The following is a 25,265-nucleotide window of genomic DNA, read 5'->3' on the forward strand; positions in this document are numbered from 1 at the left end:
TATCGATCGTCCACCGCATTTCTGGCCTGCAGAGTGTCGTTCGCGCGAACGGCGCGCTCGTTTGTCGCGAATTTCGTTGTGCGCAGACGTGACCGGACTTCGCGCTACCGCGCGGTGGAGCGAAAGCGCCGCAGGCGCAGGCTGTTGCTGACTACGAAGACCGAGGAGAACGCCATCGCGGCGCCCGCGAGCATCGGGTTCAGCAGGCCCGCCATGGCCAGCGGGATCGCGGCGACGTTGTAGGCGAACGCCCAGAACAGATTGCCCTTGATGGTCGCGAGGGTGCTGCGTGACAAGCGGATCGCGTCCACCGCCGCCCGCAGATCGCCGCGGACCAGAGTCAGATCGCCCGCCTCGATCGCTACGTCGGTGCCGGTGCCCAGGGCGAGTCCCAGATCGGCTCGGGCCAGCGCTGCGGCGTCGTTCACACCGTCGCCCACCATGGCGACTACCTTGCCCTCGGCCTGCAACCGCTCGATGGTCGCCACCTTGTCCTGCGGCAGTACCTCCGCGAGCACCGTGTCGACCCCGACCTGCGCGGCGATCGCGTCGGCGGCCGCCTTGTTGTCACCGGTCAGCAGGATCGGTGTGAGGCCGAGCGCGCGCAGCTGCGAGATGGCTTCGGCGGAGGTCGGTTTCACCGCATCGGCGACTACGAGCACCCCGCGCGCTCGGCCATCCCAGCCCACCGCAACGGCGGTTTTGCCCTCGGCCTCGGCGGCACGCATCGCCTGCGCCAAGTGTTCATCCAGGTGCTGCGACCAGTCGGCCAGCAGCCGAGCCCGCCCGACCAGTACGGCATGGCCCGCGACCGTGCCCTGCACGCCGAGGCCCTCGACGTTCTCGAAATCCTCGACCGGCTTCAGCTCGCCCACCTGTTCCCTGGCGCTTTTGGCGATCGCTCGCGCGATCGGGTGCTCGGAAGAATTCTCCAGCGCACCGGCGAGTTCCATGATCTGCGCGACCTGCTCGCCCTCGGCGGCGACGACGTCGAGCAGCGTCATCTTGCCGGTGGTGACGGTGCCGGTCTTGTCCAGCACCACCGTGTCCACCCGTCGAGTGGACTCCAGCACCTCGGGACCCTTGATCAAGATGCCCAGTTGTGCGCCACGACCGGTGCCGACCATCAGCGCGGTAGGCGTGGCCAGGCCGAGCGCGCACGGGCAGGCGATGATCAGCACGGCGACCGCCGCGGTGAACGCCGCGGCTACCGAACCGCCGGTGCCGAGCCAGAAACCGAGCGTTGCGACCGCGAGCGCGATCACGATCGGCACGAAGATCCCCGAGATCTTGTCGGCCAGCCGCTGCGCCTGCGCCTTGCCGTTCTGGGCGTCCTCGACCAGCCGCGCCATCTGTGCCAGCTGGGTGTCGGATCCGATCCGGCCGGCACGCACCACGATCCGTCCGCCGACGTTCACCGTGGCGCCGACCACGGCGTCATCCGGTCCGACCTCCACCGGCACCGACTCGCCGGTGAGCATCGAGGCGTCGACCGCCGAGGAGCCCTCCACTACGACGCCGTCGGTGGCGATTTTCTCGCCGGGCCGGACCACGAATCGATCGCCGACGACCAACTGCTCCACCGGAATCCGCTGCTCGGTTTCGCGGTATCCATTGCCGTGCTCCCGGGGCCCTGCGTGGTTATGCTCGCTGCCTCCTCCGGGCCCGTCGCTCGCACGGCGCAGCACCGAGACCTCCTTGGCGCCGAGTTCCAGCAGAGCCCGCAAGGCCGCACCGGCGTGCCGCTTGGAGCGTGCCTCGAAGAAGCGGCCCGCCAGAATGAACGTGGTAACGCCGGCTGCTGCCTCCAGGTAGACGCTTCCGGCGCCATCCATCCGCGAAATGGTGAACTCGAACGGGTGCGTCATGCCTGGGATCCCGGCGGTGCCCCAGAACAGCGCGTATACCGACCAGCCGAGCGCCGCGAGGGTTCCCATCGACACCAGGGTGTCCATGGTCGAGGTGGCGTGACGCAGATTGGTCCATGCCGCGCGATGGAACGGCAGCGCGCCCCACACCACGACAGGCGCGGCGAGGACAAGCGAGAGCCATTGCCAGTTGGTGACCTGTAGTGCCGGAATCATCGCCATGGCGATCACCGGCACCGACAGCGCCAGTGTGACCAGCAGCCGGGTGCGCAGTGCGGCGGTGGGATCGTCCACGGCGGCGGTTTCCGGCGGCTGCGCCGCGACAGGCAGTGCCGCCGTGTAACCGGCCTGCTCGACGGTGCTGATCAGGTCGTGCGGCGAGATGTCGCCGACGACATCGACCCGCGCTTTCTCGGTGGCGTAGTTCACACTCGCGGTGACGCCCTCGAGTTTGTTCAACTTCTTCTCGATGCGACTGGCGCAGGATGCGCAGGTCATGCCGCCGATCACCAGTTCGACCCGCCCGGTCATGGGTGGTTGTGTCACGGTGGTCATTGCGCTCCATTCTGTGCGGCGCGGGTGGGGGCGGTGCCGGTCAGTGGCTGTGGCCGCTGGGTGCGGTTTCCGGGTGGTCATATTCGGTGTGTGCGGGTTCGAGGGCCGCGAGGCGGGCGCTCGGCGCGACGGTCAGGGTGAGTTCGGCAGTCCGGACCACGCCGTCATGTTGAAAGTCTAGGAACAGTCGATAGTCGCCCGCGCTTGGTGCCAGCACCTGGAAGGCGATGCCCGGTCCGGCCGGGGTCACCCCGTCCCCGGGGTGACCATCCGGATGGATGTGCAGGTAAGCGAGGTCCGCGGCGCGCAGCGCCACCAAGTGGCCGTAAGCGCCGAGGTAGGGCTGTAGGTCGGTGACCGGCTTGCCGTCACGCTGTAGCGAAAGGCTGACTTTCGAGCTCTGTCCTGGGATGACGTCGCCGTCCATCGTGACGGTGTAGCCGCCGACTGTCGTCGTCGACGCGGCGGCAGGCAGGGGCCGCGGATCGTAGACGCCGCCGACGCGCAGGTCGGCGCCGAGCGTCAGGTTGTCGCCGCCCTCCGGTGTGAAGTCGGCGAAGACCCGGTAGTCACCCGCACGGGTGAGATCCAGAAGTGCGTTCCAGTGCCCATCGCCCTCGAGTGTGGGGTGCACATGCTGGAATGCCGCCATGTCTCTGCGCACCACGATCAAGTGCAGGTCCTTGTCATGGCTGCGCAGGTAGTGGGTGACGGGCGCGCCGTCTCGGTTCAGGATGCGGAAGCGCACTGGGACGTTCGGTGCCGCGATTGTCTGTGGGGTGTCGAGCCGGAGGGTGTATCCGTGGTCGGTGGCCAGCATTCCTCCTGGTAGGTCAGCCGGCCCGGCATCGTCTGATGTGGAGCTGTTTCGGTGCGTGGTCGAATCGTGGCCGGGCTCGTTCGGCTCGGGGCCGATCGCCGCACCGGTCGCGACCGCGATCCCGAAGACGGCGGCGAGGCCGAGGGTGAAACCGGCGAATGTGGTGATTGTGTTCATCGAGGTGTCTCGCTCGGGGTCCGATGGACGAGTGCGTGGTCGACTCGACCGGCTTGCGAGGCTGCACCGCCATGCTTGACCGGGGTCGCGTCGAGGGCCACCAGGCCGCTGACGAGGCCGGCGCCGGAAATGTGATCGATCTCCTCGCGAACCGAGGTGGCATGGCAGCCGCGAGTCCGTGGGGTGGTCGGGGTCGTGGCGGTGCTCATGGTCGTTCGCCTTCTCCGCGGACTGCCGCCGTGCTCTTTTACCGTACCCCCCTATGGTATCTGCGTGTCAAGCGGCGCGCGCCTGGGCATGCGGAAGGCCCGGTCCGCAGTGGTTGCGAACCGGGCTTGGATGCCGCGTTTCGTGCAGGGGCAATCCCGCCGTGTTCCGCCGCCGATAATCAGCTGGTATGCATCGGGCCGCTACCTCGATCAGCCACCGCCGGCGCGAACTCGCTGGAAAAGACGGCCGCCGGATTCACACCGAGTGCAGGTTCCTGGCGGTGGGGGAGGTCTCGGTGGTCGCCGGGTCAGGGTAGGTGCCCAACAGCCGGTCGGCGGTGCCGGAGGTGGTGACCGTGAACCAGTAGTGCTCGTTCTTGTAGTGGTGGTGCCGGTGGTTGCGCCAGACCGCACGGTAGAGCGAGCGCTTCGGCTTGTAGTCGGTGTGGATCAGGTAGTGCGTCCACTCGTAAACCAGGCCGAGCAGGGTGATCGTGATCAGGAAGGTCAGGCCGAGGCCGAGGCGCGGGAAAGCGAACGCGGCCAGGGCGATCAGCACGACCACCAGCACGGACAGCGTCTTGGTCGGGATGAAGATCAGCGGGATGTTCCGCGGATCCACATGGTGCTCACGGTGTTTGCGGGCCAGTTCGCTGTCGATCGGAATCGGGCCGAGCTGCCGCGGTCGCCAGTGCAAGACGGTGACGTGCACGATCCACTCGAAGATCGGGAAGACCGCCAGCATCACGGCGGGTACGAGCAGGTCGGTCGGCTGCCAGTCTCCGACGACGATCCGGCCGATCACAGCGCCGACCAGCGTGCTGCCGATCATCCACGGCGAGGGATGCCGGAGGAACTCGCCAAATGCCTGGCCGAGGGTGAGTCCGCGGCGCAACGACCGCTCGTCCCGGCGCACCTGCGCCCGCGCGTCCGCCTCGACGGAATCCGGTGCGGATGTCTTGGGTTTCGTCATGATTCTTCCTAGGGGTGCGTGATCAGTGTCCGCCGAGGACTTCGATCAGAGCGGTGGTCGCCGGCTCGAGCAGGGCGTGAGCGGTACTGGCGGCCTGCTGCGGCCGTCCCGCCACAATGGCGGCGGCCAATTCGCGGTAGGCCTCGACGTTGCCCACTTCGGCGGACATGATCGGGGCCAGCGCCGCGAGCGCCGGTTCGTAGGCGGCGCGCAACATGTTGAACATCAGCCGGAACACGATCGAATCGGCCGCGTCCACGACGTGATCCCAGAACTCCATCGCGTGCCGCTGCTGGACAATCGGATCCTGTTCGGTGGCAAGCGCTTCGACGGAGGCGCTCAGTAGCGCGGGTATCCCGTCGGGTTCGGTGGCGTCGGCCCGTCGGGCGGCGAGTTCGGCCACCTTCGGCCCGTTGTGCAGCCGTGCCTCCAAGATGCTGCGTGCCACCCCCGGGTCCAACTCGCCGGCCTGCACGAGCAGCCTTGGCAAGACCTCGAGCCCCGCGCCGCGCCGGTAGTCCAGCACGGTTGTCGCGTCGCCCTGTCGCACCGACACCAGCCCGGCCGCCGCAAGCCGCTGGAGCGCCTCCCGCACCGCGGGCCGCGACACCCCTAACGCTTCCGCCAGCTGTCGCTCGCTCGGCAGCGCCACGCCGGGCGCCAGTTCCCCACTGAGCACGTCCGCCGCGATCTGTTCGAACACGTCCGCCGATACCGACCGTTTGACCACAGGTTGCAACGCCATAGGCCTACTGTGCTCCCCATTGGTCAGGAGGTCAAGTGGTCAGACCAATCGACTACCAGTCTTGGTTCGAGCGCACGTTGTCGATCAGCGGAGGATTCGACGACCTAGGCCCAGATTCGCCTGGTCGCTCGGACGGCGCCGCCCCCTATTTCAGTGTGGCCGGGGCGGTAGCGCCGCCTGGTACCGCTCGGGCTGGTCAGCTGCTCGGCATCGGTCGACTGTCGGTGTGGGCGTGTGTGTGTCGGCTTTTCCACCATTGCTTCCGATTGCTCGGGCCCACGATGGCGAAATCGATATGCAGTCCGGTGACGGTTGCGGCCGCGTCCCTGGTGGCGATGACTGGGAATGCGCCGACGCTGCAGCGGCAGAAGACGAGGCTCGCGTCGCCCTCGGTGAACGGCGGAGCGAGATTATCGCATGGAATGTTTTGCGGCCATGCGTCATTGAAGCGGATTGGTGCGCGCGGGGCCGCCGCGGCGTCCAGCAATCCGATGATTCCGCTCTCCACGGATACGAAATTGTCCGCCGGCTCGCCCCGCACCGATTCGCCGCCGACTGCGATCCATGGCTCGATCGTTGCCGTCGGTTCCTCGCTGAACACCACGCTGAGATACGCGTGCACTGGAGAAGGGCTGCCACTCCGGTCCGCCGAGGTGAGCCGCACCGGGTGCCGACCAAGCGGAACCGGATCGAATACCGGGATCAGACCGGAACCGAGTCGTCCGGATTGCGGGCCGACGGGTCCGGTGCCCAGGGACGCGGAATCGCAAACGACCATTCTCCCGGACGTCACAACAAGGTGACCGAGATCGCTTACCGTCAAAACCGCGCCACGTTCACGACCTGGTGCTTGCGTAGCCTCGCCGATCTGCGGCGCGTAGCCGGAACGTAAGGCATAGAAGCTGTCGGCACTAGACATAATCGCGGAGGCTACGCTGATGGCGGCAGGGCCCTAGTCCCATCCTTGGTGATATTGCCTGGTCAACCGCAGGCGTTCACCCACTCCGAGAGTCCGTCGGAGAATAGCTGGCGCTTCCAGATCGGCACCTCGTGCTTGATGTGTTCCACCAGTTCCGCGCAGGCGGCAAATGCCTCGGCGCGGTGTGCCGCGGCTGCCACGGCGACGACCGCGAGATCGCCGATCGCTAGTTCACCGACGCGGTGCACAGCGGCCATCGGTAGGCCGTGCGACCGGGCCACCTGTTCGCACACCTGGCGCAGGAACCGCTCGGCCTCGGGGTGAGCCGAGTAATGCAGCGCGGAAACCTCTCGGCCGCCATCGTGATTGCGTACCGTGCCGGTAAACACCACTGTCGCGCCGTGTTGGGGGCCGCTGACCGCGGCCTCGGCCTCGGCCGCATCCAGCGGCTCGTCACTGATTCGGGTGAGCCGGACGAAGTCGGTTGCTGTCATGATTCCCGCCTTACGGCGACACCGGTGCTACCGCTCCGGCTGCGGAACAGCCGGGCGGTGGGCACGTGGGCCGTCATCGAACAATTGAACGGTAGTTGCGGGCGCCGCCTCGATCGACGGGCGATCAGAATCCGGCCGCTCCCAATGCTTGTGCTTGCCACCATCCTTGGTGAGCAGCCGCACCGCGTCGAGTGTTGTCACCGGGTCGACCGCCTTCAGCAGATAGTTCAAGGTCATACCGGCGACAGCGACCGCGGTCAGCGCTTCCATCTCGACACCGGTGGGCCCACTGGTTTTCGCTGTCGCCTGGATCGTGATGGTGGTGTCGGTGAAACCGAACTCGATCTGGAGCGAGGACAGCGCCAGTTGATGGCACAGTGGAATCAACTCCGACGTCTTCTTCGCCCCTGCAATGCCCGCGATTCGGGCGGTGGCCAGCGCATCCGACCGCCATGCGGTCTCGGCACGCAATGCCGTCATTGCTTCGGCAGTGGTGCGTAGTTCGCCCGCGGCGACCGCGATCCGCGTGGTGTCGGCCTTGGCGCTGACATCGACCATGCGTGCGCGCCCTTCCCGGTCGACATGGGACAGTTCGCTCATGACCGGACTGTGTCAGCGAGCCGCACAGTACACACACCCACATGCTTCGCCAAGACCATATCCATCACACTCGCACAGTCTCGTGCCACGCGGACACCGCGCTCACCTCCCAAGGGTGGCAAGATGATCGGGCTCACGGGCGATGCCGTCCTTGCTGATCAGCCGGACCCGTTGCACAGCTGCCGCCGGGTCCACCGCCTTCACCATGTCGTGCAAGGTGAGCCCGGCGACGGTGACCGCAGTGAGCGCTTCCATCTCGACGCCGGTGGGCCCGTTGGCTTTCGCCGTCACCTGGATCGTGATGGCGGTGTCGGTGAAACCGAACTCGACCTGCACCGACGACAGAGCCAGCTGATGGCAGAGCGGGATCAACTCCGAAGTCCGTTTCGCCGCCATGATTCCAGCGATCCGCGCCGTCGGTAGCACGTCGGCCTTCGGCATGTCATCGGCGCGTACCAGTGCGATGACTTCCGCCGTGGTCCACAACTCGCCACCGGCGACCGCGATCCGGGTGCTGTCGCTCACGGTGACCACTTTCGCACAAGGGCGCCGCCAGCGGCTGCGGCGATGGCCACTAGTGGGAAGCCGTGCTGATCGGCAGTGCTGTGACGCAGGCCATACTTCGGACTATGCGTCTGGTCGAGGTCGGGATACCCAAGGTTCGCCACAGGGGTCCTGCACTCGACGGACGCCCCGACACTTCCGATCTGGTCGATCGCTTCGGTCGGGTTGCCCGCGATCTGCGGGTCTCGATCACCGAAAAGTGTTCCCTGCGCTGCGTATATTGCATGCCCGAAGAGGGTCTGCCGCCGATACCGCGAGAGCAACTGCTGACGGTCGAGGAGATCGTGCGACTGGTGGTCTTGGCAGTCCGCGAACTCGGCGTACGGGAAGTCCGGTTCACCGGCGGTGAGCCGTTGATGCGACACGATCTCGAACGGATCGTCGCGGGCTGTCACGAACAGGTGCCCGAAACCCCGCTGTCCATGACCACCAACGGTATCGGCCTACAGCATCGCGCTCGCGGTCTGGTCGCGGCCGGACTACAGCGGGTCAACGTTTCACTGGACACTGTCGACCGAGAGGGGTTCGCCCGGCTCACCCGGCGTGATCGCCTCGACTCGGCGCTGGCGGGTATTCGGACCGCCCGCGAGGTTGGCCTGGCGCCGATCAAGGTGAACGCGGTACTCATGCGCCACACCCTCACCAACGCGGCGGATCTACTGCAGTGGTGCCTGGGCGAGGGATGTGAGTTGCGTTTCATCGAGGAGATGCCGCTGGGCGCCGACCGGGAATGGGCGCGTTCGAACATGGTGACGGCCGCCGAACTGCTCGACGTGCTCGGTACGCGGTTCACACTGACCGAAGCGGGGCGGCGGGAGGATCCCTCGGCACCGGCCGAGGGGTGGCTGGTCGATGGCGGTCCCGCTGTGGTGGGCATCATCGCCACCGTAACCCGCAACTTTTGCGGCTCATGCGACCGGACCCGGCTCACTGCCGACGGCATGCTGCGGTCTTGTCTGTTCAGTGACCAGGAATTCGATGTGCGGCAGGTCCTGCGTTCGGGTGCCGACGATGCCGAGATCGCGAACCTCTGGCGCGGTGCAATGTGGAACAAGTGGGCGGGCCACGGCATCGATGCCGAGGGTTTCGCCCCTCCAGAACGGACGATGGGAGCAATCGGTGGTTGAAATCCGGTACTTCGCCGCGATGGCCGAAGCCGTCGGCAAGGATCGCGAAGACCTCGACTTTCCCCCCGGCGCCACCGTCGCCGACCTGCGCTCCATGCTCACATCGTTGTACGGCGCCGAGTTCGAAAAGCGGCTTGCTGTCTGCGCTTTCGTGGTGGCAGACGAGTTGACCCGAGATAGCGGCACGCCGCTGTCACCGCGCGTCGATGTGTTGCCTCCATTCGCGGGCGGGTAGCCGCGGCACGATCTCTGCTCTGGGCTGTTGTCGACCATCGAGCGCGCTCGCCATGACCGCAGGTGGCGCGCGGAGGGAAATAGTTGGGCCGCTGTGCGTTCGACGCAGTGAACCCGCCGGTGGCGCGTCAGGTGGGGTCGGAGCCGCGGATGGCCGAAAGCCAGACAGCGGCGGCGGCCGCTATCGAGGTGGCAGCGAGGAAAGCAGGAAGGCCACCGTTGTCGAGGTAGACCCACAGGAGTGCGGCGAAGGGCGCGGCCACAGTGGATTGCGCGTCGAACAGCAGGCGGCGGCGCAGGCGGGTGGCGGTGGTGGTGCGGGCGGGGGCGTCGGGGTCGGGGCGGCTGGGGTTGTCGATCACGCGGCCGGGTGGTTCGACGTCTCGGATGTCACCGGACGGGTAGAGACGATGTCCAGCGAGGTGAATCGTGCGGTCGGTGAGTTCGGCTGTGCTTTCGGTCAGGGTGGTCAACACCGGATCGAAGTAGACCGGGAGCCATCGCGGACGGCCGGTTTCGTCGACTTGCAACCACGACCGGCTGAGCAAGCGGTGTTGTTGGCGGATGCGGGTAACCCGCACGGTGCGACGGGTACCCGAACGCCAGAACGGAAGCAGTCCGTGCGCGACAGCGATCCGGTACCCGGAATAGCCGATGATGCCGAGCGCGATCGCCGCGATCGCCGCTGCCTGGTCCAGAGTGCCGAACGGCGCCCAAGCGGCACAGACCGCCAAGGCGCCGATCGTCACGGTGATCGGATAGGCCAGGGTATGGCCGGATCCGACAATCACTTCACGAAACCGATTTTCGTGTAGTCCAGCGACGCCAGCCCAGCCGCGCCGTAGTTCGCCAAGTCGGCGCGCACCGCGACATTGCCCGCGGATTGCATCAGCGGCAGCGAGTGACCCTCCTCGAATACCTTGCGATCGAGCTGGTTCGCCAGCTCCATCGCCTTCTTCGGGTCCAGTTCCGAGACGGTCTGCTCGATCAGCGCGTTTATTTCCGGCGAGCCGATCCGGCCGTAATTGCCTTGCAGATCGTTCGGATTGTACCCGTAGATCTGGTTGAGGCTGCCGAGCGGGAACGGGTCACCCACCCACGTCCACTGCGCCACATCGAAATTGCCCGGCTGGATCACATCGGTGAAGTAGCCTTTGCCCGGCTTGGTCTCGATGTTCAGCTTGACGCCGATCGCGCCGAGATTCTGTTGAATGATCTGCGCGATCTGTACCCAGGTGTCTTCCTGATACATCACGTCGCGGATCTCCAGTTTGCGGCCGTCCTTCTCGCGGACGTCTCCGTTGAGCTTCCAGCCCAGGTCGTCGAGTTCCTTGGCGGCCGCAGCCGGGTCGAATCCGAGGCTGTTGTCCTGGTAGCCGACCTGGCCCTGGATGTAGATGTGGTTGTTCAACGGTTTCGGGTTCTCGACCAGGCCGTTCTGGATAGCGGTGACGATGCCCTGCCGGTCGATCGCCTTCGAGACGGCTACGCGCAGTTTCGGATCGGCAAGCGGCGAACCGGGCGCGCCATTGAAGGTGAGGTGGTTCCAGGCGTTGCCGGGAGCCCGTCGGATGCCGATGCCTGGTGTGTCCTTCGCGGCTTTCAGATCATCGCGGGTGCCGATGCCGACCGCGTCGATCTCGTTGTTCTTCAGTGCGAGAAGCTGAGCGGAGGAATCGAGCACGCTGTAGGTGATCGTGTCGAGCTTGGGGGTCGCGCCCCACCACGTCGGGTTGCGGCCCAGCACGATTCGACCCTGCGCCCGGTCGGTGGACTGGACGAGGAACGGGCCCGCGGTCAGCGTGATGCCGTCGACGAGGCTCTTGTTGAAGGCATCGGCGGTGGCGGTGACGGACTTGGGGAACAGGAAGGTGTTGCCCGCGAACTGCCCGCGCCACTCGGCGAAGTGCTGCTTGAACGTGATGATCGCCTGTCGGTCGTCGACGCCGCGCTCGACTTTCTCCACCCGGTCGAACCCGATGTTGTTGGCGATCAGGAATGCCTTGTCGGCGCCGCTGAGCGCATGGGCCTGGGACTGGATGTCCGCCCAGGTGATGGGGGTGCCGTCGGACCACACGGCCTTGGGATTGATCGTGTAGGTGACCTGTTGCGGACTGGTATTGGTCAGCTGGACGTCGGTGAAGTAGTCGGTGTTGATCGAGAGCTGCCCCGCCGCGTCGGTGGTGAACGAGCGCGGCATCATCGGCCGCTCGATTCCGCCGATCTCGGCATCGTTCCCGTCGTTGGACAGGGTGTTCCAGTTCGCGGGAAACGCCGAGATCGCCAAACGCAGGTTGCCGCCGTCGCGCAGGTCGCCGACATCCCTGGGGTTGATGTCGTTCGTGGTGCCGAGCGACGCGGACGAGCCCGGAGGCGCGTCTTCGTCATTCGAACTACACCCGGAAGCCACCAATCCGATCGCGACCGCGGCAATCGCCAGTCGTGTCGTCAGTGAACGAATCCGCATGGTTCGCTCCTTCCCGCAGCGGTGCTGCGTGCTCACTTCAGGAAACCGATCGTGGTGTAGTCGTAGGACGCGAGCCCGGGGGACCCGTAGTTCGCGATATCGGCGCGAAGACCGACGTTCCCTTCGGACTGGGTCAGCGGCAGCGAGTGCCCTTCCTCGAAGACGGCGCGGTCCACCTGGTTGGCCAGGTCGATCGCCTTCGCCGGGTCCAGTTCCGAGATGGTGCGGTCGATCAGGGCGTTCAGCGCGGGCGAGCCGATTCGGCCGTAGTTGCCTTGCAGATCGTCGGGGTTGTAGGCGTAGATCTGGGGGAGGCTGCTCAGCGGGAACGCGTCGCCCGAGAAGATGAACTGGGCGGTATCGAAATCACCCGGCTGGATGACGTCGGTGAAGTAGCCCGCGCCCGGCTTGGTGTCGATGACCAGTCCGACGCCGATCCCGGCGAGGTTCTGCTGGATGATCTGCGCGATCTGCACCCAGGTCGGATCGTTGTACATGACGTCGCGGATGACCAACTTGCGACCGTCCTTCTCCCTGGTGTCACCGTTGAGTTTCCAGCCGAGGTCGTCGAGTTCCTTCGCCGCCGCGGCGGGGTCGTAGCCGAGGCTGTTGTCCCGATAGCCCTCCTGGCCCTGTAGGAAGACATGGCTGTTCAGCGGCCTCGGATTCTCGACCAAACCGTTCTGGGTCGCGGTGGCGATTCCTTGCCGGTCGATCGCCTTCGAGATGGCCACTCGCAGTTTCGGTTCGGCGAGAATGGAGCCGGTTGCCCCGTTGAACGTGATGTGTCGCCAGCGATTACCTGGTGCGCGGCGGATGACCAGGCCCGAGGTGTTGCGGACGGTCTTGGCCTCGTCGATCGTGGCCAGGCGCACCGCGTCGAGTTCATTGTTCTGCAGCGCGCCCACCCACGCGGTGTGATCGAGCACGCTGTAGGTGATGGTGTCGAGTTTCGGCGTCGTCCCCCACCAGTTCGGATTGCGGGCCAGCACGATGCGGCCCTGGGTACGGTCGGTGGACTGCAGGACGAACGGACCCGCGGTCGGCCCCATGTGATCGACCAGGCTGTGATTGAACGCCTCGGGATCGGCGGTTACCGATTTGGGAAACAGCGCCATGTTCCCGCTGAACTGGCCGCGCCACTCCGCGTAGTGGTCTCGAAACGTCATGACGGCTTGCCGGTCGTCGACGCCGCGCTCGACCGTCGCGACCCGGTCGAAGCCGCTGGTGATGGCAATCAGGAAGCGTTTGTCCGCACCGCTGAGCGCGGCCGCCTGGGAGCGGATGTCCGCCCAGGTGATGGGTGTGCCGTCGGACCACATGGCCTTCGGGTTGATCGTGTAGGTGACCTGTTGCGGGTTCGTGTTGGTCAGCTGGACATCAGTGAAGTAGTCGGTGTTGATCGAGAGCTGGCCGGCCGCGTCGGTGGTGAACGACCGCGGCATCAAAGGCCGCTCCATATCGGCGATCTCGCCGTCGTTCCCGTCGTTGGACAGTGTGTTCCAATTCGCCGGGAAGGTGGTTGTCGCCAGGCGCAAATTGCCGCCCTCGCGAATCCGGTCCGGGTTGGTCGGATTGATGTCACTGCTGGTGCCGAGTGCGTCGGACAGGCCTTCGACGGACTCGGTGCCGTCCGCGGCGCCACAACCCGCGACCACGAGCCCGAAGGCGACGATCGGTACCGCCAAGCGGGCGGCGCGCGGCCGGGGGCCGCCGAGGTTCGATCGGATCCGCATGGCGCTGTGCTCCTATCGGCTGACGGCGGGGACCGGGACGGCGTCGATCAGCGCACGGGTGTACGCGTCCTCGGGGTCGGCGAAGATCTGCTCCGCCGCACCGTATTCGACGATCTTGCCGCGATACATGACCGCGATGTCGTGCGCGAGATTTCGCACCACCGACAGGTCGTGCGAGACGAATAGATAGGACAAGCCGCGCTCGGTTTGCAGGTCGCGCAAGAGATTCAGCACACCGGCCTGGATCGAGACGTCCAGCGAAGACACCGGTTCGTCGAGCACGAGCAACTCCGGATCCAGTGCGAGGGCGCGGGCGATGCTGATGCGTTGCTTCTGTCCGCCGGAGAAGTCGGCGGGATAGCGGTCGGCGTGTTCCGGGCGCAGACCGACCTGTTCCAGCAATTGCGGTACCCGGCGGGCGATTTCGGCACGTGTGCGCCCGTCGATCCGCAGCGGCTCGGCGATCGCGTCGAAGATCGGCAGGCGGGGGTCCAGCGAGGCGGTGGGGTCCTGGAAGACGATCTGCATCTTTCTGCGGATCTCCCGCTTGCGCGACTTGCTCGCGGTCGCGACGTCACTGCCCATGATCTCGATGGTGCCGGACTGGGGGCGGACCAGATCGAGAATCTGGGTGAGTGCGGTGGATTTGCCAGAGCCGGACTCGCCGACCAGCGCCAGCGTGCGCCCGGCACGCACCTCGAAGCTGATGCCGTCGACCGCCCTGATCTCGCCCGTGCGACGGCGCAGCACCACGCCGGAGGTGATCGGGAAAGTCTTCACGAGATCGGAAACCCGCAGCACCACCTGCGATTCGACCTCCGCCTCGGCTTCTGGCTCGGAGATCTCGCTGCGGTAGGCCTCGAACAGCGCGTCGGTGCCGACCTCGGCGGTGCGGATGCACGCGGCGGCATGCCCGGGATCGGTCATCTCCAGCGGTGGTTCGGCGACTCGGCAATCATCGATCGCTATCGGGCAGCGCGGGGCGAACGAGCAGCCGGGCGGTAGCGCGTGCATTGCGGGTGGTGCGCCGACAATCGGAATCAGCGGCCGGCGCGCCGGACCGTCCATCCGTGGGATCGAGCCGAGCAGCCCAACTGTGTAGGGCATCCGCGGCGAACTGAACAACTCAGCGGTGGGGGCGGTTTCGACGATCTTGCCCGCGTACATCACGGCGACGCGGTCGGCCAGGGTGGCGGCGATGCCCATGTCGTGGGTGATCATGATGACGCCCGCGCCGGTGAGGTCGCGCGCCTTGCGCAACAGGTTCAGAATTTGCTTCTGGACCGTGACGTCGAGCGCGGTGGTCGGCTCATCGCAGATGATCAGCGCCGGATCGTTGGCGATCGCCATGGCGATGACCACGCGCTGACGCTGGCCACCGGAAAACTCGTGCGGAAATGCCCTGGCCCGCACCTGTGGATCGGGGATGCCGACCAGGTCGAGCAATTCCACCGCCCGTTTCGCGGCCTCGGCTTTTCGCATAGTGCCGTGTGCCAGCAGGGCTTCCGCGATCTGATCCCCCACTCGGTAGACCGGGGTGAGCGCCGAGAGCGGATCCTGGAACACCATGCTGATGGCACTGCCGCGCAGCTTGGACAATGGGCGATCGCCGAGCCCGAGCAACTCGCGGCCGCGGAATCGGAGGGAGCCGGTGACGCGGGCCTGTTCCGGCAGCAGGCCCATGACCGCCATCGCGGACACCGATTTTCCCGAACCGGACTCGCCTACGATGGCCAGCACTTCGCCGTCGGATACGGAGTAGGTGACGCCGCGGACCGCGTCGATCCGGCCCTCCTCGCTGGGGAAGGAGACTCGCAGATCGGTGATCTCCAGCAGCGGTGTCGTCGACTTCTCGCCCATGACCTTCTCGGTTTCGTCTGCGCCCGTCATGCGGTTTCCTTTCGCGCAGGTCCGCTGCCCCGCGGGGTGACGCGAGCTGCCGCCATCGGGCATTGACAAGTCATGCGTGCGCCTTCTTCTTCTTCTTCGACCGGGCCCGCTTGGCGCCGGGATCGAACGCGTCGCGCAGGCCGTCACCCACCAGGTTCGCGCACAGCACCGTGACGATCAGCAGACCACCGGCGAACAGGAACAACCAGGGGTAGGTCAGTGCCGATTTGGTGCCCGCCGCGATCAGCGAGCCGAGCGATACGTCCGGTGGTTGCACACCGAAACCGAGGAAACTCAGGCCGGTTTCGGCCATGATCGCCGAGCCGACGGAGAGCGTGGTGTCGATGATCAGGATCGAGGCGATGTTCGGGAGGATGTGGCTCAGGATCACCGTGCGGGTCGGTGCGCCCATGTACCGTGCGGCGCGGACGAATTCGCGATCACGCAGGCTCAGGGTCAGGCCGCGCACGATGCGCGCGGAGATCATCCAGCCGAAGCAGGACAGCAGGACGATCAGCAGCAGAATGGATCCGCTGCCTTTGGTGCGCGGCGCGAACAGCGCGATGACGATGAAACTCGGGACTACGAGCAGCAGGTCGACCAACCACATGATGGCGCGGTCGGTCCAGCCGCCGAGCAAGCCGGCCACCGAGCCGGCGGTCGCCGCGATGGTGGTGGAGAACAGGGCGACGCAGAGTCCGATCACCAGCGACTTCTGTAGGCCGCGCAAGGTCTGCGCGAGCACGTCCTGGCCGATCTGGGTGGTGCCGAAGGGATGTTCGAGACTCGGCGGTTTGAGTAGCGCGGTGTAATCCAACTGCTGATAGTCGTAGGGCAGCAGCGGTGGCAGCGTGAAACTCGCGACGAACAGTGCGATCAGGACCAGCGCGCCCGCGATGGCGGGTTTGTTGCGCAGGAAACGCCGCCACACCAGCTTGCGTCGCCCGGTCGCGGTGACCTCCGGCGCGCCCTGGACGATGATTTCGGCTTCGGTCATGCTGCCCCCGTGACGGGATTCGTGGGTCGTGCGTGATTACGTGGGCCAGCTCCTGCGGGCTTGTCGCTCATCCCACCCGCACCCTGGGGTCGAGGACGGCGTACACGATGTCGGAGAGCAGGCCCGAGACCAACACCACCAGGCCCGCGAAGGCGGTCACCGTCACCACGACGTAGAGATCCTGGGCGTTGATCGAGTCGACCAGCCATTCGCCGACGCCGTGCCAGCCGAAGATCTTCTCGGTGAACGTCGCGCCGGTGATCAGGCCGCCGAGGCTGTAGGCGAACAGCGTCGCCATCGGGATCAGAGCTGTCCGCAGGCCGTGCTTGTACAGCGCCTTGTTGCGGGTCAGGCCCTTGGCGCGGGCGGTGCGGATGAAATCGCTCTGCAGTACGTCGAGCATGGCGTTGCGCTGGTAGCGGCTGTAGCCGGCCATGCCGCCGAGCGCGAGGCCCGCGGTGGGCAGGATCAGGTGTTGGATGCGGTCGAGCAGTTGCGGCCAGAACCCGTCGATCGTGGTCGCCGACGTCTCGCCGGTATAGAGGAATATCTGCGAGCCGGTCAGCGAATTGATCTCCAGCGCACCGTATTTCAGCAGGGTTGCGAGCAGGAATACCGGCGTGCTCAGGACCAGTAGCGACACCACCGTGGTGAAGTAGTCGCTGAACCGGTATTGCCGGATCGCTCCCGCCGCGCCGATCAGGACGCCCAGTACCGTGCCGACCAGTGAACCGATGATCAGCAGACGCAGACTCACCGCGACCCGGCGCGGCAGTTCTCTGCTCACCGGCTGGCCGGCCAGCGTGGTGCCGAAGTCGCCGTGCGGGATGCCCTTGATCCAGGTGAGGTACCGCTGCGGAATCGGGTCGTTGAGATGCAGTTCCTCGGCCTTGGCGTCGATCACTGCCTGCGGCGGACGCGGGTTGCGCTGTTCGAGACTGTCCAGCGGACGGAACGTCAGGGACGCCAGGCTGAACGTCAGGAACGAAGCCAGCAGCAACAGCACGACATAGTTCAGCGCGCGTCGTAGCAGGAAGCCGGTCATCAGTCCTCTGGTCTTTCGGCTGGGCGGGCCAGCGTAGGTATTAGTCCCCGATCATAAGGACGTGCGTGCGTACACGCGTGGCTCGCGGTGTCCGGGCATGTCCCATCCCGATCCGGCGACGGGCCGGGCGGTAGGCAGGGGGCGTCGGGCAGGATGGAATAGGTGACGCTCTTGCACCTGCCCAAGCCGAAGATGGTGGCCACCGATGTGGATGGCACGCTCATCGACCACGACGAGCGGGTCAGCGCGCGGACCAAGGCGGCGGTGGCGGCGCTTGTCGCCGACGAGGTGCCGTTCGTGCTGGCCACGGGCCGCCCGCCGAGATGGATCGATCCGGTGGTCGACGGACTTGGATACGCACCGCTGTGCGTGTGCGGCAACGGTGCGGTGGTCTACGACAGCGCGACCGATCGGGTGCTGATCAGCACGACGCTGGACGTGGCGACACTCAGCTGGCTGGCCGACGTGGTGGAGCGGGCGCTGCCCGGCTGCGGTCTCGCGGCCGAACGGGTCGGCGAGCGCGCGCACGACGCGGTGACCCCGCAGTTCGTCAGTTCGCCGCAGTACGAGCACGCCTGGCTCAACCCGGACGACACTTCCGTCGCCCGCGAGGAGGTCATCGCCTCGCCCGCCATCAAAATGCTGGTCCGGCTACCCGGTGCGCGCAGTTCCGACATGCGGACGGTGCTGGCACCGTTGATCGGTGCGCGCGCCGACCTCACCTACTCGACCGAGCACGGGCTGATCGAACTGTCCGCACCCGGCATCAGTAAGGCATCCGGCCTTGCGGTGGTCGCCCAGCGACTCGGCGTGGAACCGGCCACTATCGTCGCGTTCGGTGACATGCCCAACGACGTCCCGATGCTCACCATGGCGGGACACGGCGTCGCGATGCGCAATGCCCACCCCGAAGCTCTCGCCGCCGCCGACGAGATCGCCGAATCGAACGCCGACGACGGTGTGGCCCGGGTGCTCGAACGCTGGTGGGTCTGAGCGTTTCACCCGAGCCGGGCAGGTTCCGCCGATAACGAAATCGGAGCCCGCGCTGGGCGGGCTCCGAAGTGGTTGGTGCGGTGCGGCTTTACGGCTACGGTGACGGGGCCTGCGCATCGGTGGCGGCGGCACCGTCATCGGTGGCCGGAGCATCCGCAGGGGCGATATCGGGCGTTGGCTGAACGTCATCCGGTGTCTGGTCGCCATCCGGGGCCGGGGCGACAGGTTCCTGGGAACGGTCGGACCAGGCCGGGTCGGCGGGTGCCTGGGCGGTGTCGGATCCGGCAGGTGCTCGGTCGTTCCCGGAAGCCTGACTGCTGTCCGGAGCCGGGCTGATCGGCGAGGCGTGGGCGCGCCGCGGTACGACGGTCGCTCGGGAACCGCCGGCCGCTGAGTCGTCGGCGGGCGCAGGGGCTGCGACCACGCCATTCCGGTAGTGGTTCATCTCCTGCCGGTAGGTGTCGTTGTAGGTCTTCCAGACCGTCGTCACGATCCCGGTGGGCTGGTTGAGAATCAGTGAGCCGTTCTGGAAGTCGGCTCGCATCCCGTCCGGGACCTGGTAGGCGTTCTTCAGCGGAAGACCGAGGACACCCGCGTCGGCGCCGAGCTGGAGGAAGCGGTCGAGGATGATGCCGAGCACCTCGACGACCTCTCCCTCCGGCACGGTGTAGACGTAGCCGTGGGAGAACTTGGCGTACTGCTGACCCTGTGCCGCGGGCAGCACGTCCGACTGCGCGGCGCCGAGTGGTCCGTCCGGGCCGCCCGTGCTCGACCAGTACCTGGCGATGATGTTGTCGTGCACCATGGTCAGGAGTTTGGCGGTGAGCGCGGCGATGGTAGCCAGGTCGGACTCGGTGCGCGGCGAGGGCTGGTAACTGTTCGGACCGGATGCGCCCGGGGCGCCCGCGGCGATGCCGCGGATCCGGTCCATCAGTGCGTAGGCGGCGTCTCCCGGGCAGGTGGTGTTGCCGACGTCACGATGCGCGAAGACGATCGGCAGTTGCACCGCTTCACCCTTGGCGTAAGGGGTGAACGAGGTGCCCTCGGAGTACATCGTGGTGTAGCCCTTGGGATCCAGTCCGGCGACCTTGGTACGCCAACCGACGAACTTGCCGATCGCGGTGAGCGACTCGTTCGTCGGCGCCTCGGACTCGTAGTTGCCCATCAGCGCGACGCCGGAGGTGTTCTCGTTGAACCCGCCCGCGTGCGCGCCCTGCACCGGACGATCCAGGCCGCCGAAGCGGCCCTCGAAGATCTGGCCGTACTTGTCGACCAGCGCGTTGTAGCCGATATCGCACCAGCCGAGTGTTTTCGCGTGATAGGTGTAGATCGCGCGGACGATACCCGCGGATTCGGACTTGCCGTAGTCGTTGCGGCCCGCGGTGTGGTGCACGGTGACGCCACCCAGATCGTCGTCGTAGGTCGGCTCGTCGCAGCGGATCGATTCATCAGCACCCCACTGATCGCGGGTGATCACACTCGGCCCACCGGGCAGCGCCGCGGCGACGTCGTTGAGCGAGGCGTCGAGGTCGCCCCGGCCCGGATCGATGAGGACGGCAGTCAGCTCGTCGGCGAACTGCTGCGCCGGGTCGTCCGAGTTCGGTACGGACTGCGCCACCGGTGCCGTGGCGCCGGTGGGTGCGTGCGGCGCGGCCTGTTTGCGAGTCACCAGTACCTGCACCGCATTCGTGCTGCCGACATAGATCGGCTCGGTGCCGTGGATGGCGCCTTTGCCGGAGTGGTCGGTGCGGTCGGTGTCGACCGGATCGGCGGCGAACCAGGGGCCCCAGGTGCCGTCAGGTTGACGTGCGCGGATCGTGGCCACGGTGTCGCTCAACTCCCGGGCGGTGAGCGCGACCATGCTGAACGGGGTGTCGCGGGAAAGCTCTTTCACCTGCGCGCCGACTTGGCTCATCAATTCGGGAGGCACGGCGCCGGGTGACAGCGCGGGGGTATCGGGCGTGGTGTCCGCCGGAAGGCGGGATGGATCGGCGATGAAGCGGACGCTGCCTGCGGCACGTCCGGGAATCGCCGCCGCGGTCGAATTCTGGCTGTTGTCCGTCCGACCCGGAGTTGGTTTTTGATCGGAAGTGTGGTCGAAATTCAGATCGGGTAATGGAATTTCTTTGGGGAGTTGAACGCTGGGCGGCAGCGGCAGTCCTGCCGGAACGGGAATGGACGCGGGAATCGGCAGCATGCGCAGATCGGAAAGGCGTAGATCGGGCAGGTCGAGTCCGGTCAGATCACGTAGCGGCAGCACGATGTCCGGCGCGGTATCGAGTACCACCTCGGCGAGTCGGGCGGGCACCGCGGCCAGGCCGGTTTCGGTGACGGCGCGGTAGTCGGTCGAATCGCTGAGCGTGGCGAGCGGGGCCGCCACCGCGAGAGTGGTGACAACGGGGAGCACGTAGGAACGTTTCGGTTTACGGTGCCGCACGAGCATCTCCATTCGAATCGAACCAGTGAGCATGAGCGAAATCCAGGGCCGCGTTCCTTGCTTCTTGATGTATCAACGATCACAATGGGCACAATTGCCGCATGTCTAAACCTCATGTTGAGGATTACCTGATTGCTCGAATGTAACTCTCGTATTGCGAACGGCCGGTCCGACATGCCGACAGGCATCGGATCGTCCGGTCCCGGAAAAGTGGGAGTGAACGGATGCGACGCACGCGTAATCGGAATGAGCAGTCCAGACGCCCGCTGCCGACGCAGTGGCGGCGGGCGCGGGTCCGACCGGCTCGCACCGTGCGACCGGTCGGACTCCTCGTCGTCGGGACCTTGTTGCTGGCAAGCGCCGTCTCGACGCTGAGCGGTGACCGAGGTGAAGCGTTCTATCGCACCGTGTCCGATTGGGGCTCGCGCACCGTGTCCGACTGGGGCTTGCGCACCGTGTCCGACTGGGGCTTGCGCACCGTGTCCGATGGGGGGCACGGACGCGGCATGAGTCAGGTCGGCGCGTTCGAGAACGCGCAGGACGGTTGGCTGGCGCAGCGAATCCTTGCGCACTACTACCCGGGGGCGGATATGGGCGCCATCGCGCCGACAGCCCTGCGAGTCCGGCTCATGGAGCGGGACGATTCGTCCTTGGACGCCTATGCCGACGCCGGTCTGCGGGTGGCGGGCCGCGCGGTCGCGCCAGGTCAGGTCGCGCATCTGACACCGCTGCCCGACGGTGGCGCGAGCGTGGTCGTGACGGCAGGCTGTGCGGGCGAGGTGCTGTGGCAGACCGCGACCGACGACCCGTGGGCCTATCCGCTCCACCCCGGCCCCCATCGACCCGCAGCGGAACATCTCACGCTGTGCGGCGGGCCGTCCTATCGCGGTGCGCTCGGTGTCGCCATCGAGGCCGGGGCGACCCGCACCATCAACCAGGTGGATGTCGAAGACTATCTGCTCGGCGTCGTCCCGGCCGAGGTGCAGGCGGACTGGGCGGACGAGGGCGGGGCAGAGGCCCTGCAGGCGCAGGCGATCGCCGCCCGCTCATATGCCCTCGCCGAGCACCGGTACCCGTACGCGCAGACCTGCGACACCACCGAGTGCCAGATGTATCCCGGCACTGCGAGCGAGGATCCACGAGCGTCGGCCGCAGTCGCCGCCACGGCGGGCGCCGTGCTGCTGCGCGACGGGCGAATTCTGCGGTCGGAATACTCCGCGGCACCCGATAGCGGTGCACCCGCGGACATCCGGACCTTCGACGTCGGCCCGGCGCCGAGCGAACTGCGCACCACCGCGCCCGAGGAGCCGAGCAAACAGCCCTCGATCGCCGAATCGGCGATCGACGCCGAATATCGGCGGATCGGCGGCGCGCGCAGCGCCGTCGGCGAGCCGATCGGTCCTCAGATGATCTTGCCGCAGAACGCGGGCATCTACCGCATGTACACCAACGGCGTCATCATTGCGACGCCGACGCTCGGCGCACGGGTCGTCGACTTCACGACGCTGCTACAGCTGGTACCGGACCCCATGGGAACCCAGCCAGCTCCCTCCGGAACTGTTGCGCCGCCTGCTGGTGTGGTGCCGGCTCCGTCGGGTGGTGTTGGGTTGGTTCCGCAGGGTTGGTCTGGTGGTGTTGGTGTGGTCCCGCCGGCTGGTTCAGCTCCGCATGCTGTTGTATCGCCCAGATAATCGGACACCGTGGGAGTGCGGTCCGCCGGCCTCCGCAGTGGCACGGCACGGCGTCGCGGCCGTGGGGTTCATCGATTGGCTGATCTTGCCATTTCCGCTGTATGACAACACGTATCCAGTGCGTTATCGCGATGGCGTCGGGTTGCAACTGACCGTATGCACACTGGCGATCGTAGGTCCGACCCGGTCTGCGCAGGGTGCTCGACACATGCGGGATATCGAAACAGTCAGCGGTCAACGGTATTTCGATACGCTCGCGACTTGCGACCCACGGCCCCGCCCAGCGCGCTCATCGTGCGGCGCTGAGCTAACCGCGGGAAGCGCCCTGCGGCCATACGATCTCGACCGCGACGTCACGGTCTCTGGCCAACTCGACGACCGTACCAGTGCCGCCTCGTTCACTGGCCCGACCATCCCACACCGCCATCAGCAGATCGGCGCGATCCAGCAACGCGGCGTTCGCGGCCTCATAGGCCTCTTCGCCTGTCTCCGCGAAGTTCATCGCTGTGATTTTTTTCCGCGCGGCTCAGCAGGTCATCGAACACGGCCAGGTGATCCGACTTGACTTTCTGTTCGCGGTAATCCGCGGTCGGCAGGATTACCTCGAGCTGTCCGCCGGCATCCAGAACGGCCCGAGCGAAAACCGAGTCGGCACCGCGCGCAGTGCAACTAACCCCGACGAGGTTGTCCATGCCCTTTAGCCGGGCTGATACCTCGTCGTAAACCAGCGACTCCGTACCCGCCGTGATGTTCATATGCCCGGGTAACAGCAACCCGCAATGCATCAACCTCTCTACGCCGTAACTATCGGGCGCAGCCTATCCCGCAGTTCAGCGACTGCGGCACACGCCGCTGACGCGCGGCCGGGCTTCCTGACGTTCAGGCCGTCACGTTGATATCTGAAACCGGACAATTAAAGGTTGACCTTGACGTTACGTCAACTTGCATGCTGAGTACACCGACGAGACAAGAAGGGAGAACACGGTCATGACCAGGGACACCGGGGAATGGTCCATGCAGGATCTGGCGAAGGCGGCCGCTACCACCAGCCGCACTCTGCGCCACTACGGGCAGCTCGGGCTACTGCCGCCCAGCCGGATCGGCGCCAACGGGTATCGCTACTACGACCAGGACTCCCTGGTGCGGCTGCAACGCATCCTGCTGTTGCGGGAACTCGGCCTCGGCCTCCCGGTCATCGCCGAAGTCCTCGCCGGCGAGCAGGACACCACCGCCGCGCTGCGCACGCACCTGGAACTGCTACGGCAGGAACAGGATCGGATCCGGCGTCGGATCGAGTCGGTGCACACCACACTGCACAAGACGGAGAGAGGTGAACAACTCGTGGCAGCAGAAGTTTTCGACGGCTTCGACCACACCGAGTACAAGGACGAGGTGATCGAACGCTGGGGCAAGGATGCCTACGAGCGCGGCGACCGCTGGTGGCGGTCGGTGTCCGACGCGGACAAGAAGGCGTTCCAGCAGACCCATCTCGACATCGCCACCGACTACGGCCGGGCACGCGCCGCCGGGCTCGCGCTCGACAGTGACGAGGTCCAGGCGATTGTCCAGCGGCATTACGAGTGGATCGGCATCGGCTGGCAGGGGCGCACGGTGGTGAAGGAAGCCTTCGTCGGGCTGGGCGAGATGTACGTCGCCGACCCGCGTTTCGCCGCCAACTATGACGTACACGGCACCGGCACCGCCGAGTTCGTGCGTGACGCGATGAAGGTCTACGCCGAGCATCGTCTCTAGGGTGCACCTACCGACGGCCGGTACGCGGCGTACGCGTACCGGCCGTCACTCGTCGTGCCCTTGCGGGATCGTCGGAGCGGCCTTCTCCTCGATCGCGTTCATCCTGGTCGTGATGAACGCGCCGGGTCATCCTGTAGCACCGCTTCGCGTGGGCCGCTGCGCCCTCCCGCCGTAGTTCGGCCGGCATACACCAGTGCCACACTCGCACCACTGATCCCCGTAGTGGGCGGCCCCCGCTGCGGCGCGATTCACCGCGAGCGTCTAGCGCCGCTCCTCTCCCGGTTGTGCTCCTCGAAGCGCTTGCATCACTTGATCTTCCGTGATCGGCGGGACCGGCAACGGGTGGGCGGCTTCCGCGCGGAGGCCGTCTAGCATCAGGGCCAGGTGGCGGCGCCAAATGTCGGGGGCAATGTGGGCGGTGGCCTCGAGGATTCTGGTGTGCGACCAGGTGATGAAGGCGATGTCCTCGAGCACCCAGTCCGAGCGCAGTGCGCCGGATTCTTGCGCGCGGGTGATGATCCTGCGCATCAGTGCGTGGCCGTACCCCTGCGCATCGGCTATGGCGCGACTGGGGGCCGCGCGGACGGCGAGCTCGCTGAGCAGGCGGTCGGCGGCCTGTAGTGCGCAGACCTGTTCGACGAGGTAGACGAACGAGTCCCAGGGGTCGTCGATCGCCAATGCCGCTTCGGCGATGCGGCTACCAGCTTCGATGCGGTCTTCGACGGCAGCGGCGATGAGATCGTCGCGGGTGGGGAAGCGGTTGTAGAGCGTGCCGATGGCAACCCCCGCGCGGGCGGCGATCTCCTTCAGCGGTGCATCCAGGCCGCGTTCCTCGAAGAGGGTGCGAGCGGCGGTCACGAGCGCATCCCGGTTGCGTCGGGCGTCGCTGCGTAACGGCTTGTCCACGGGTTGATCCTACAAATCGATCGCCGGAATTATGTTGAGTAGGGGTTCAAGTTAGTGGTACGTTCG

General features: G+C 66.4%; 22 protein-coding genes and 2 pseudogenes. 6 read left to right on the forward strand and 18 right to left on the reverse strand.

Features of this window, described 5'->3' with window-relative positions; all coding sequences use genetic code 11:
* Positions 1-104 precede the first annotated feature (104 nt).
* The 9 genes and pseudogenes from AB0C34_RS08960 to moaC (AB0C34_RS09000) form a co-directional block, all read right to left on the reverse strand.
* The gene (locus AB0C34_RS08960) at positions 105-2,423 is read right to left on the reverse strand and encodes a heavy metal translocating P-type ATPase (RefSeq protein WP_357069104.1); all 2,319 of its coding nucleotides are present in this window, start codon (positions 2,421-2,423) and stop codon (positions 105-107) included.
* A 40-nt stretch (positions 2,424-2,463) separates the two neighbouring features.
* Positions 2,464-3,420, reverse strand: a complete 957-nt coding sequence (locus AB0C34_RS08965) for a hypothetical protein (protein WP_357069106.1) — start codon at positions 3,418-3,420, stop codon at positions 2,464-2,466.
* Positions 3,417-3,629 (reverse strand): hypothetical protein, encoded by a 213-nt coding sequence (locus AB0C34_RS08970; protein WP_357069108.1) that lies wholly within the window; start codon positions 3,627-3,629, stop codon positions 3,417-3,419. The genes AB0C34_RS08965 and AB0C34_RS08970 overlap by 4 nt, the downstream gene beginning before the upstream one ends.
* Before the next feature lie 256 nt (positions 3,630-3,885).
* On the reverse strand, positions 3,886-4,461 hold the full coding sequence (locus AB0C34_RS08975) for a sterol desaturase family protein (protein WP_357070075.1): 576 nt from the start codon (positions 4,459-4,461) through the stop codon (positions 3,886-3,888).
* 163 nt (positions 4,462-4,624) lie between these two features.
* Entirely contained in the window at positions 4,625-5,347 is a 723-nt protein-coding gene (locus tag AB0C34_RS08980) for a GntR family transcriptional regulator (RefSeq protein ID WP_357069110.1), read from the reverse strand.
* A 196-nt stretch (positions 5,348-5,543) separates the two neighbouring features.
* The gene (locus AB0C34_RS08985) at positions 5,544-6,266 is read right to left on the reverse strand and encodes a hypothetical protein (RefSeq protein WP_357069112.1); all 723 of its coding nucleotides are present in this window, start codon (positions 6,264-6,266) and stop codon (positions 5,544-5,546) included.
* Positions 6,267-6,328: 62 nt separating this feature from the next.
* Complete coding sequence (locus AB0C34_RS08990) at positions 6,329-6,760, reverse strand: molybdenum cofactor biosynthesis protein MoaE (protein WP_357069114.1); 432 nt, start codon at positions 6,758-6,760, stop codon at positions 6,329-6,331.
* Positions 6,761-6,883: 123 nt separating this feature from the next.
* Positions 6,884-7,360: pseudogene (gene moaC / locus AB0C34_RS08995) on the reverse strand (cyclic pyranopterin monophosphate synthase MoaC); the annotation flags it as partial.
* A 144-nt stretch (positions 7,361-7,504) separates the two neighbouring features.
* A pseudogene (gene moaC / locus AB0C34_RS09000) lies at positions 7,505-7,894 on the reverse strand (cyclic pyranopterin monophosphate synthase MoaC); the annotation flags it as partial.
* A gap of 95 nt (positions 7,895-7,989) precedes the next feature.
* Here moaC (AB0C34_RS09000) and moaA point away from each other — a divergent pair.
* Together moaA and AB0C34_RS09010 are read left to right on the forward strand one after the other, a co-directional pair.
* Positions 7,990-9,051 (forward strand): GTP 3',8-cyclase MoaA, encoded by a 1,062-nt coding sequence (moaA, locus tag AB0C34_RS09005; RefSeq protein WP_357069115.1) that lies wholly within the window; start codon positions 7,990-7,992, stop codon positions 9,049-9,051.
* Positions 9,044-9,286 (forward strand): MoaD/ThiS family protein, encoded by a 243-nt coding sequence (locus AB0C34_RS09010; protein WP_357069117.1) that lies wholly within the window; start codon positions 9,044-9,046, stop codon positions 9,284-9,286. Before moaA ends, AB0C34_RS09010 begins: the two co-directional genes overlap by 8 nt.
* Positions 9,287-9,413: 127 nt before the next feature.
* Here AB0C34_RS09010 and AB0C34_RS09015 read toward each other — a convergent pair whose 3' ends face one another.
* From AB0C34_RS09015 to AB0C34_RS09040, 6 genes are all read right to left on the reverse strand, one after another.
* Positions 9,414-10,076 (reverse strand): hypothetical protein, encoded by a 663-nt coding sequence (locus tag AB0C34_RS09015; RefSeq protein WP_357069119.1) that lies wholly within the window; start codon positions 10,074-10,076, stop codon positions 9,414-9,416.
* Positions 10,073-11,752 (reverse strand): ABC transporter family substrate-binding protein, encoded by a 1,680-nt coding sequence (locus AB0C34_RS09020; protein ID WP_357069121.1) that lies wholly within the window; start codon positions 11,750-11,752, stop codon positions 10,073-10,075. Before AB0C34_RS09020 ends, AB0C34_RS09015 begins: the two co-directional genes overlap by 4 nt.
* 32 nt (positions 11,753-11,784) lie before the next feature.
* Positions 11,785-13,488 carry an ABC transporter family substrate-binding protein gene (locus AB0C34_RS09025; protein WP_357069123.1) on the reverse strand — a complete coding sequence of 568 codons (1,704 nt, stop codon included), beginning with the start codon at positions 13,486-13,488 and terminating at the stop codon, positions 11,785-11,787.
* Between the two features lie 12 nt (positions 13,489-13,500).
* The gene (locus tag AB0C34_RS09030; RefSeq protein WP_357070077.1) at positions 13,501-15,348 is read right to left on the reverse strand and encodes an ABC transporter ATP-binding protein; all 1,848 of its coding nucleotides are present in this window, start codon (positions 15,346-15,348) and stop codon (positions 13,501-13,503) included.
* 100 nt (positions 15,349-15,448) lie between these two features.
* Entirely contained in the window at positions 15,449-16,375 is a 927-nt protein-coding gene (locus tag AB0C34_RS09035; protein ID WP_357069125.1) for an ABC transporter permease, read from the reverse strand.
* Between the two features lie 67 nt (positions 16,376-16,442).
* On the reverse strand, positions 16,443-17,420 hold the full coding sequence (locus tag AB0C34_RS09040) for an ABC transporter permease (protein ID WP_357069127.1): 978 nt from the start codon (positions 17,418-17,420) through the stop codon (positions 16,443-16,445).
* Positions 17,421-17,591: 171 nt separating this feature from the next.
* On the opposite strand from AB0C34_RS09040, the gene AB0C34_RS09045 reads away from it, so the two are divergent.
* Positions 17,592-18,413: an HAD family hydrolase gene (locus AB0C34_RS09045; protein WP_357070079.1), complete on the forward strand. Its 822-nt coding sequence runs from the start codon at positions 17,592-17,594 to the stop codon at positions 18,411-18,413.
* Positions 18,414-18,507: 94 nt separating this feature from the next.
* On the opposite strand, the gene AB0C34_RS09050 is transcribed toward AB0C34_RS09045, so the two are convergent.
* Positions 18,508-20,883: an N-acetylmuramoyl-L-alanine amidase gene (locus AB0C34_RS09050; protein WP_357069129.1), complete on the reverse strand. Its 2,376-nt coding sequence runs from the start codon at positions 20,881-20,883 to the stop codon at positions 18,508-18,510.
* Positions 20,884-21,074: 191 nt separating this feature from the next.
* Between AB0C34_RS09050 and AB0C34_RS09055 the strand changes: the two genes are divergently transcribed.
* Positions 21,075-22,541, forward strand: a complete 1,467-nt coding sequence (locus AB0C34_RS09055; RefSeq protein WP_357069132.1) for a SpoIID/LytB domain-containing protein — start codon at positions 21,075-21,077, stop codon at positions 22,539-22,541.
* A 307-nt stretch (positions 22,542-22,848) separates the two neighbouring features.
* Here the strand turns inward: AB0C34_RS09055 and AB0C34_RS09060 are convergent, their stop codons facing one another.
* A complete protein-coding gene (locus tag AB0C34_RS09060) occupies positions 22,849-23,043 on the reverse strand; it encodes a hypothetical protein (protein WP_357069134.1) in 195 nt (64 codons plus the stop codon).
* Between the two features lie 4 nt (positions 23,044-23,047).
* Here AB0C34_RS09060 and AB0C34_RS09065 point away from each other — a divergent pair, with 4 nt between their 5' ends.
* Both AB0C34_RS09065 and AB0C34_RS09070 read left to right on the forward strand, forming a co-directional pair.
* The gene (locus AB0C34_RS09065) at positions 23,048-23,242 is read left to right on the forward strand and encodes a hypothetical protein (RefSeq protein WP_357069136.1); all 195 of its coding nucleotides are present in this window, start codon (positions 23,048-23,050) and stop codon (positions 23,240-23,242) included.
* Positions 23,243-23,528: 286 nt separating this feature from the next.
* Positions 23,529-24,293 (forward strand): MerR family transcriptional regulator, encoded by a 765-nt coding sequence (locus AB0C34_RS09070; protein WP_357069138.1) that lies wholly within the window; start codon positions 23,529-23,531, stop codon positions 24,291-24,293.
* Positions 24,294-24,554: 261 nt separating this feature from the next.
* Here AB0C34_RS09070 and AB0C34_RS09075 read toward each other — a convergent pair whose 3' ends face one another.
* Positions 24,555-25,199: a helix-turn-helix domain-containing protein gene (locus tag AB0C34_RS09075; RefSeq protein ID WP_357069140.1), complete on the reverse strand. Its 645-nt coding sequence runs from the start codon at positions 25,197-25,199 to the stop codon at positions 24,555-24,557.
* Positions 25,200-25,265: the final 66 nt, after the last annotated feature.

It is taken from the genome of Nocardia sp. NPDC049220, assembly GCF_040647855.1.
Lineage (GTDB): Bacteria > Actinomycetota > Actinomycetes > Mycobacteriales > Mycobacteriaceae > Nocardia.

Coding starts and splice junctions, on each gene's coding strand:
- AB0C34_RS08960 (WP_357069104.1), bottom strand. CDS start 2,423: ATGACCACCGTGACACAACCACCCATGACCGGGCGGGTCGAACTGGTG.
- AB0C34_RS08965 (WP_357069106.1), bottom strand. CDS start 3,420: ATGAACACAATCACCACATTCGCCGGTTTCACCCTCGGCCTCGCCGCC.
- AB0C34_RS08970 (WP_357069108.1), bottom strand. CDS start 3,629: ATGAGCACCGCCACGACCCCGACCACCCCACGGACTCGCGGCTGCCAT.
- AB0C34_RS08975 (WP_357070075.1), bottom strand. CDS start 4,461: ATGATCGGCAGCACGCTGGTCGGCGCTGTGATCGGCCGGATCGTCGTC.
- AB0C34_RS08980 (WP_357069110.1), bottom strand. CDS start 5,347: ATGGCGTTGCAACCTGTGGTCAAACGGTCGGTATCGGCGGACGTGTTC.
- AB0C34_RS08985 (WP_357069112.1), bottom strand. CDS start 6,266: ATGTCTAGTGCCGACAGCTTCTATGCCTTACGTTCCGGCTACGCGCCG.
- AB0C34_RS08990 (WP_357069114.1), bottom strand. CDS start 6,760: ATGACAGCAACCGACTTCGTCCGGCTCACCCGAATCAGTGACGAGCCG.
- moaA (WP_357069115.1), top strand. CDS start 7,990: ATGCGTCTGGTCGAGGTCGGGATACCCAAGGTTCGCCACAGGGGTCCT.
- AB0C34_RS09020 (WP_357069121.1), bottom strand. CDS start 11,752: ATGCGGATTCGTTCACTGACGACACGACTGGCGATTGCCGCGGTCGCG.
- AB0C34_RS09025 (WP_357069123.1), bottom strand. CDS start 13,488: ATGCGGATCCGATCGAACCTCGGCGGCCCCCGGCCGCGCGCCGCCCGC.
- AB0C34_RS09030 (WP_357070077.1), bottom strand. CDS start 15,348: ATGGGCGAGAAGTCGACGACACCGCTGCTGGAGATCACCGATCTGCGA.
- AB0C34_RS09035 (WP_357069125.1), bottom strand. CDS start 16,375: ATGACCGAAGCCGAAATCATCGTCCAGGGCGCGCCGGAGGTCACCGCG.
- AB0C34_RS09040 (WP_357069127.1), bottom strand. CDS start 17,420: ATGACCGGCTTCCTGCTACGACGCGCGCTGAACTATGTCGTGCTGTTG.
- AB0C34_RS09050 (WP_357069129.1), bottom strand. CDS start 20,883: ATGCTCACTGGTTCGATTCGAATGGAGATGCTCGTGCGGCACCGTAAA.
- AB0C34_RS09055 (WP_357069132.1), top strand. CDS start 21,075: ATGCGACGCACGCGTAATCGGAATGAGCAGTCCAGACGCCCGCTGCCG.
- AB0C34_RS09060 (WP_357069134.1), bottom strand. CDS start 23,043: ATGAACTTCGCGGAGACAGGCGAAGAGGCCTATGAGGCCGCGAACGCC.
- AB0C34_RS09070 (WP_357069138.1), top strand. CDS start 23,529: ATGACCAGGGACACCGGGGAATGGTCCATGCAGGATCTGGCGAAGGCG.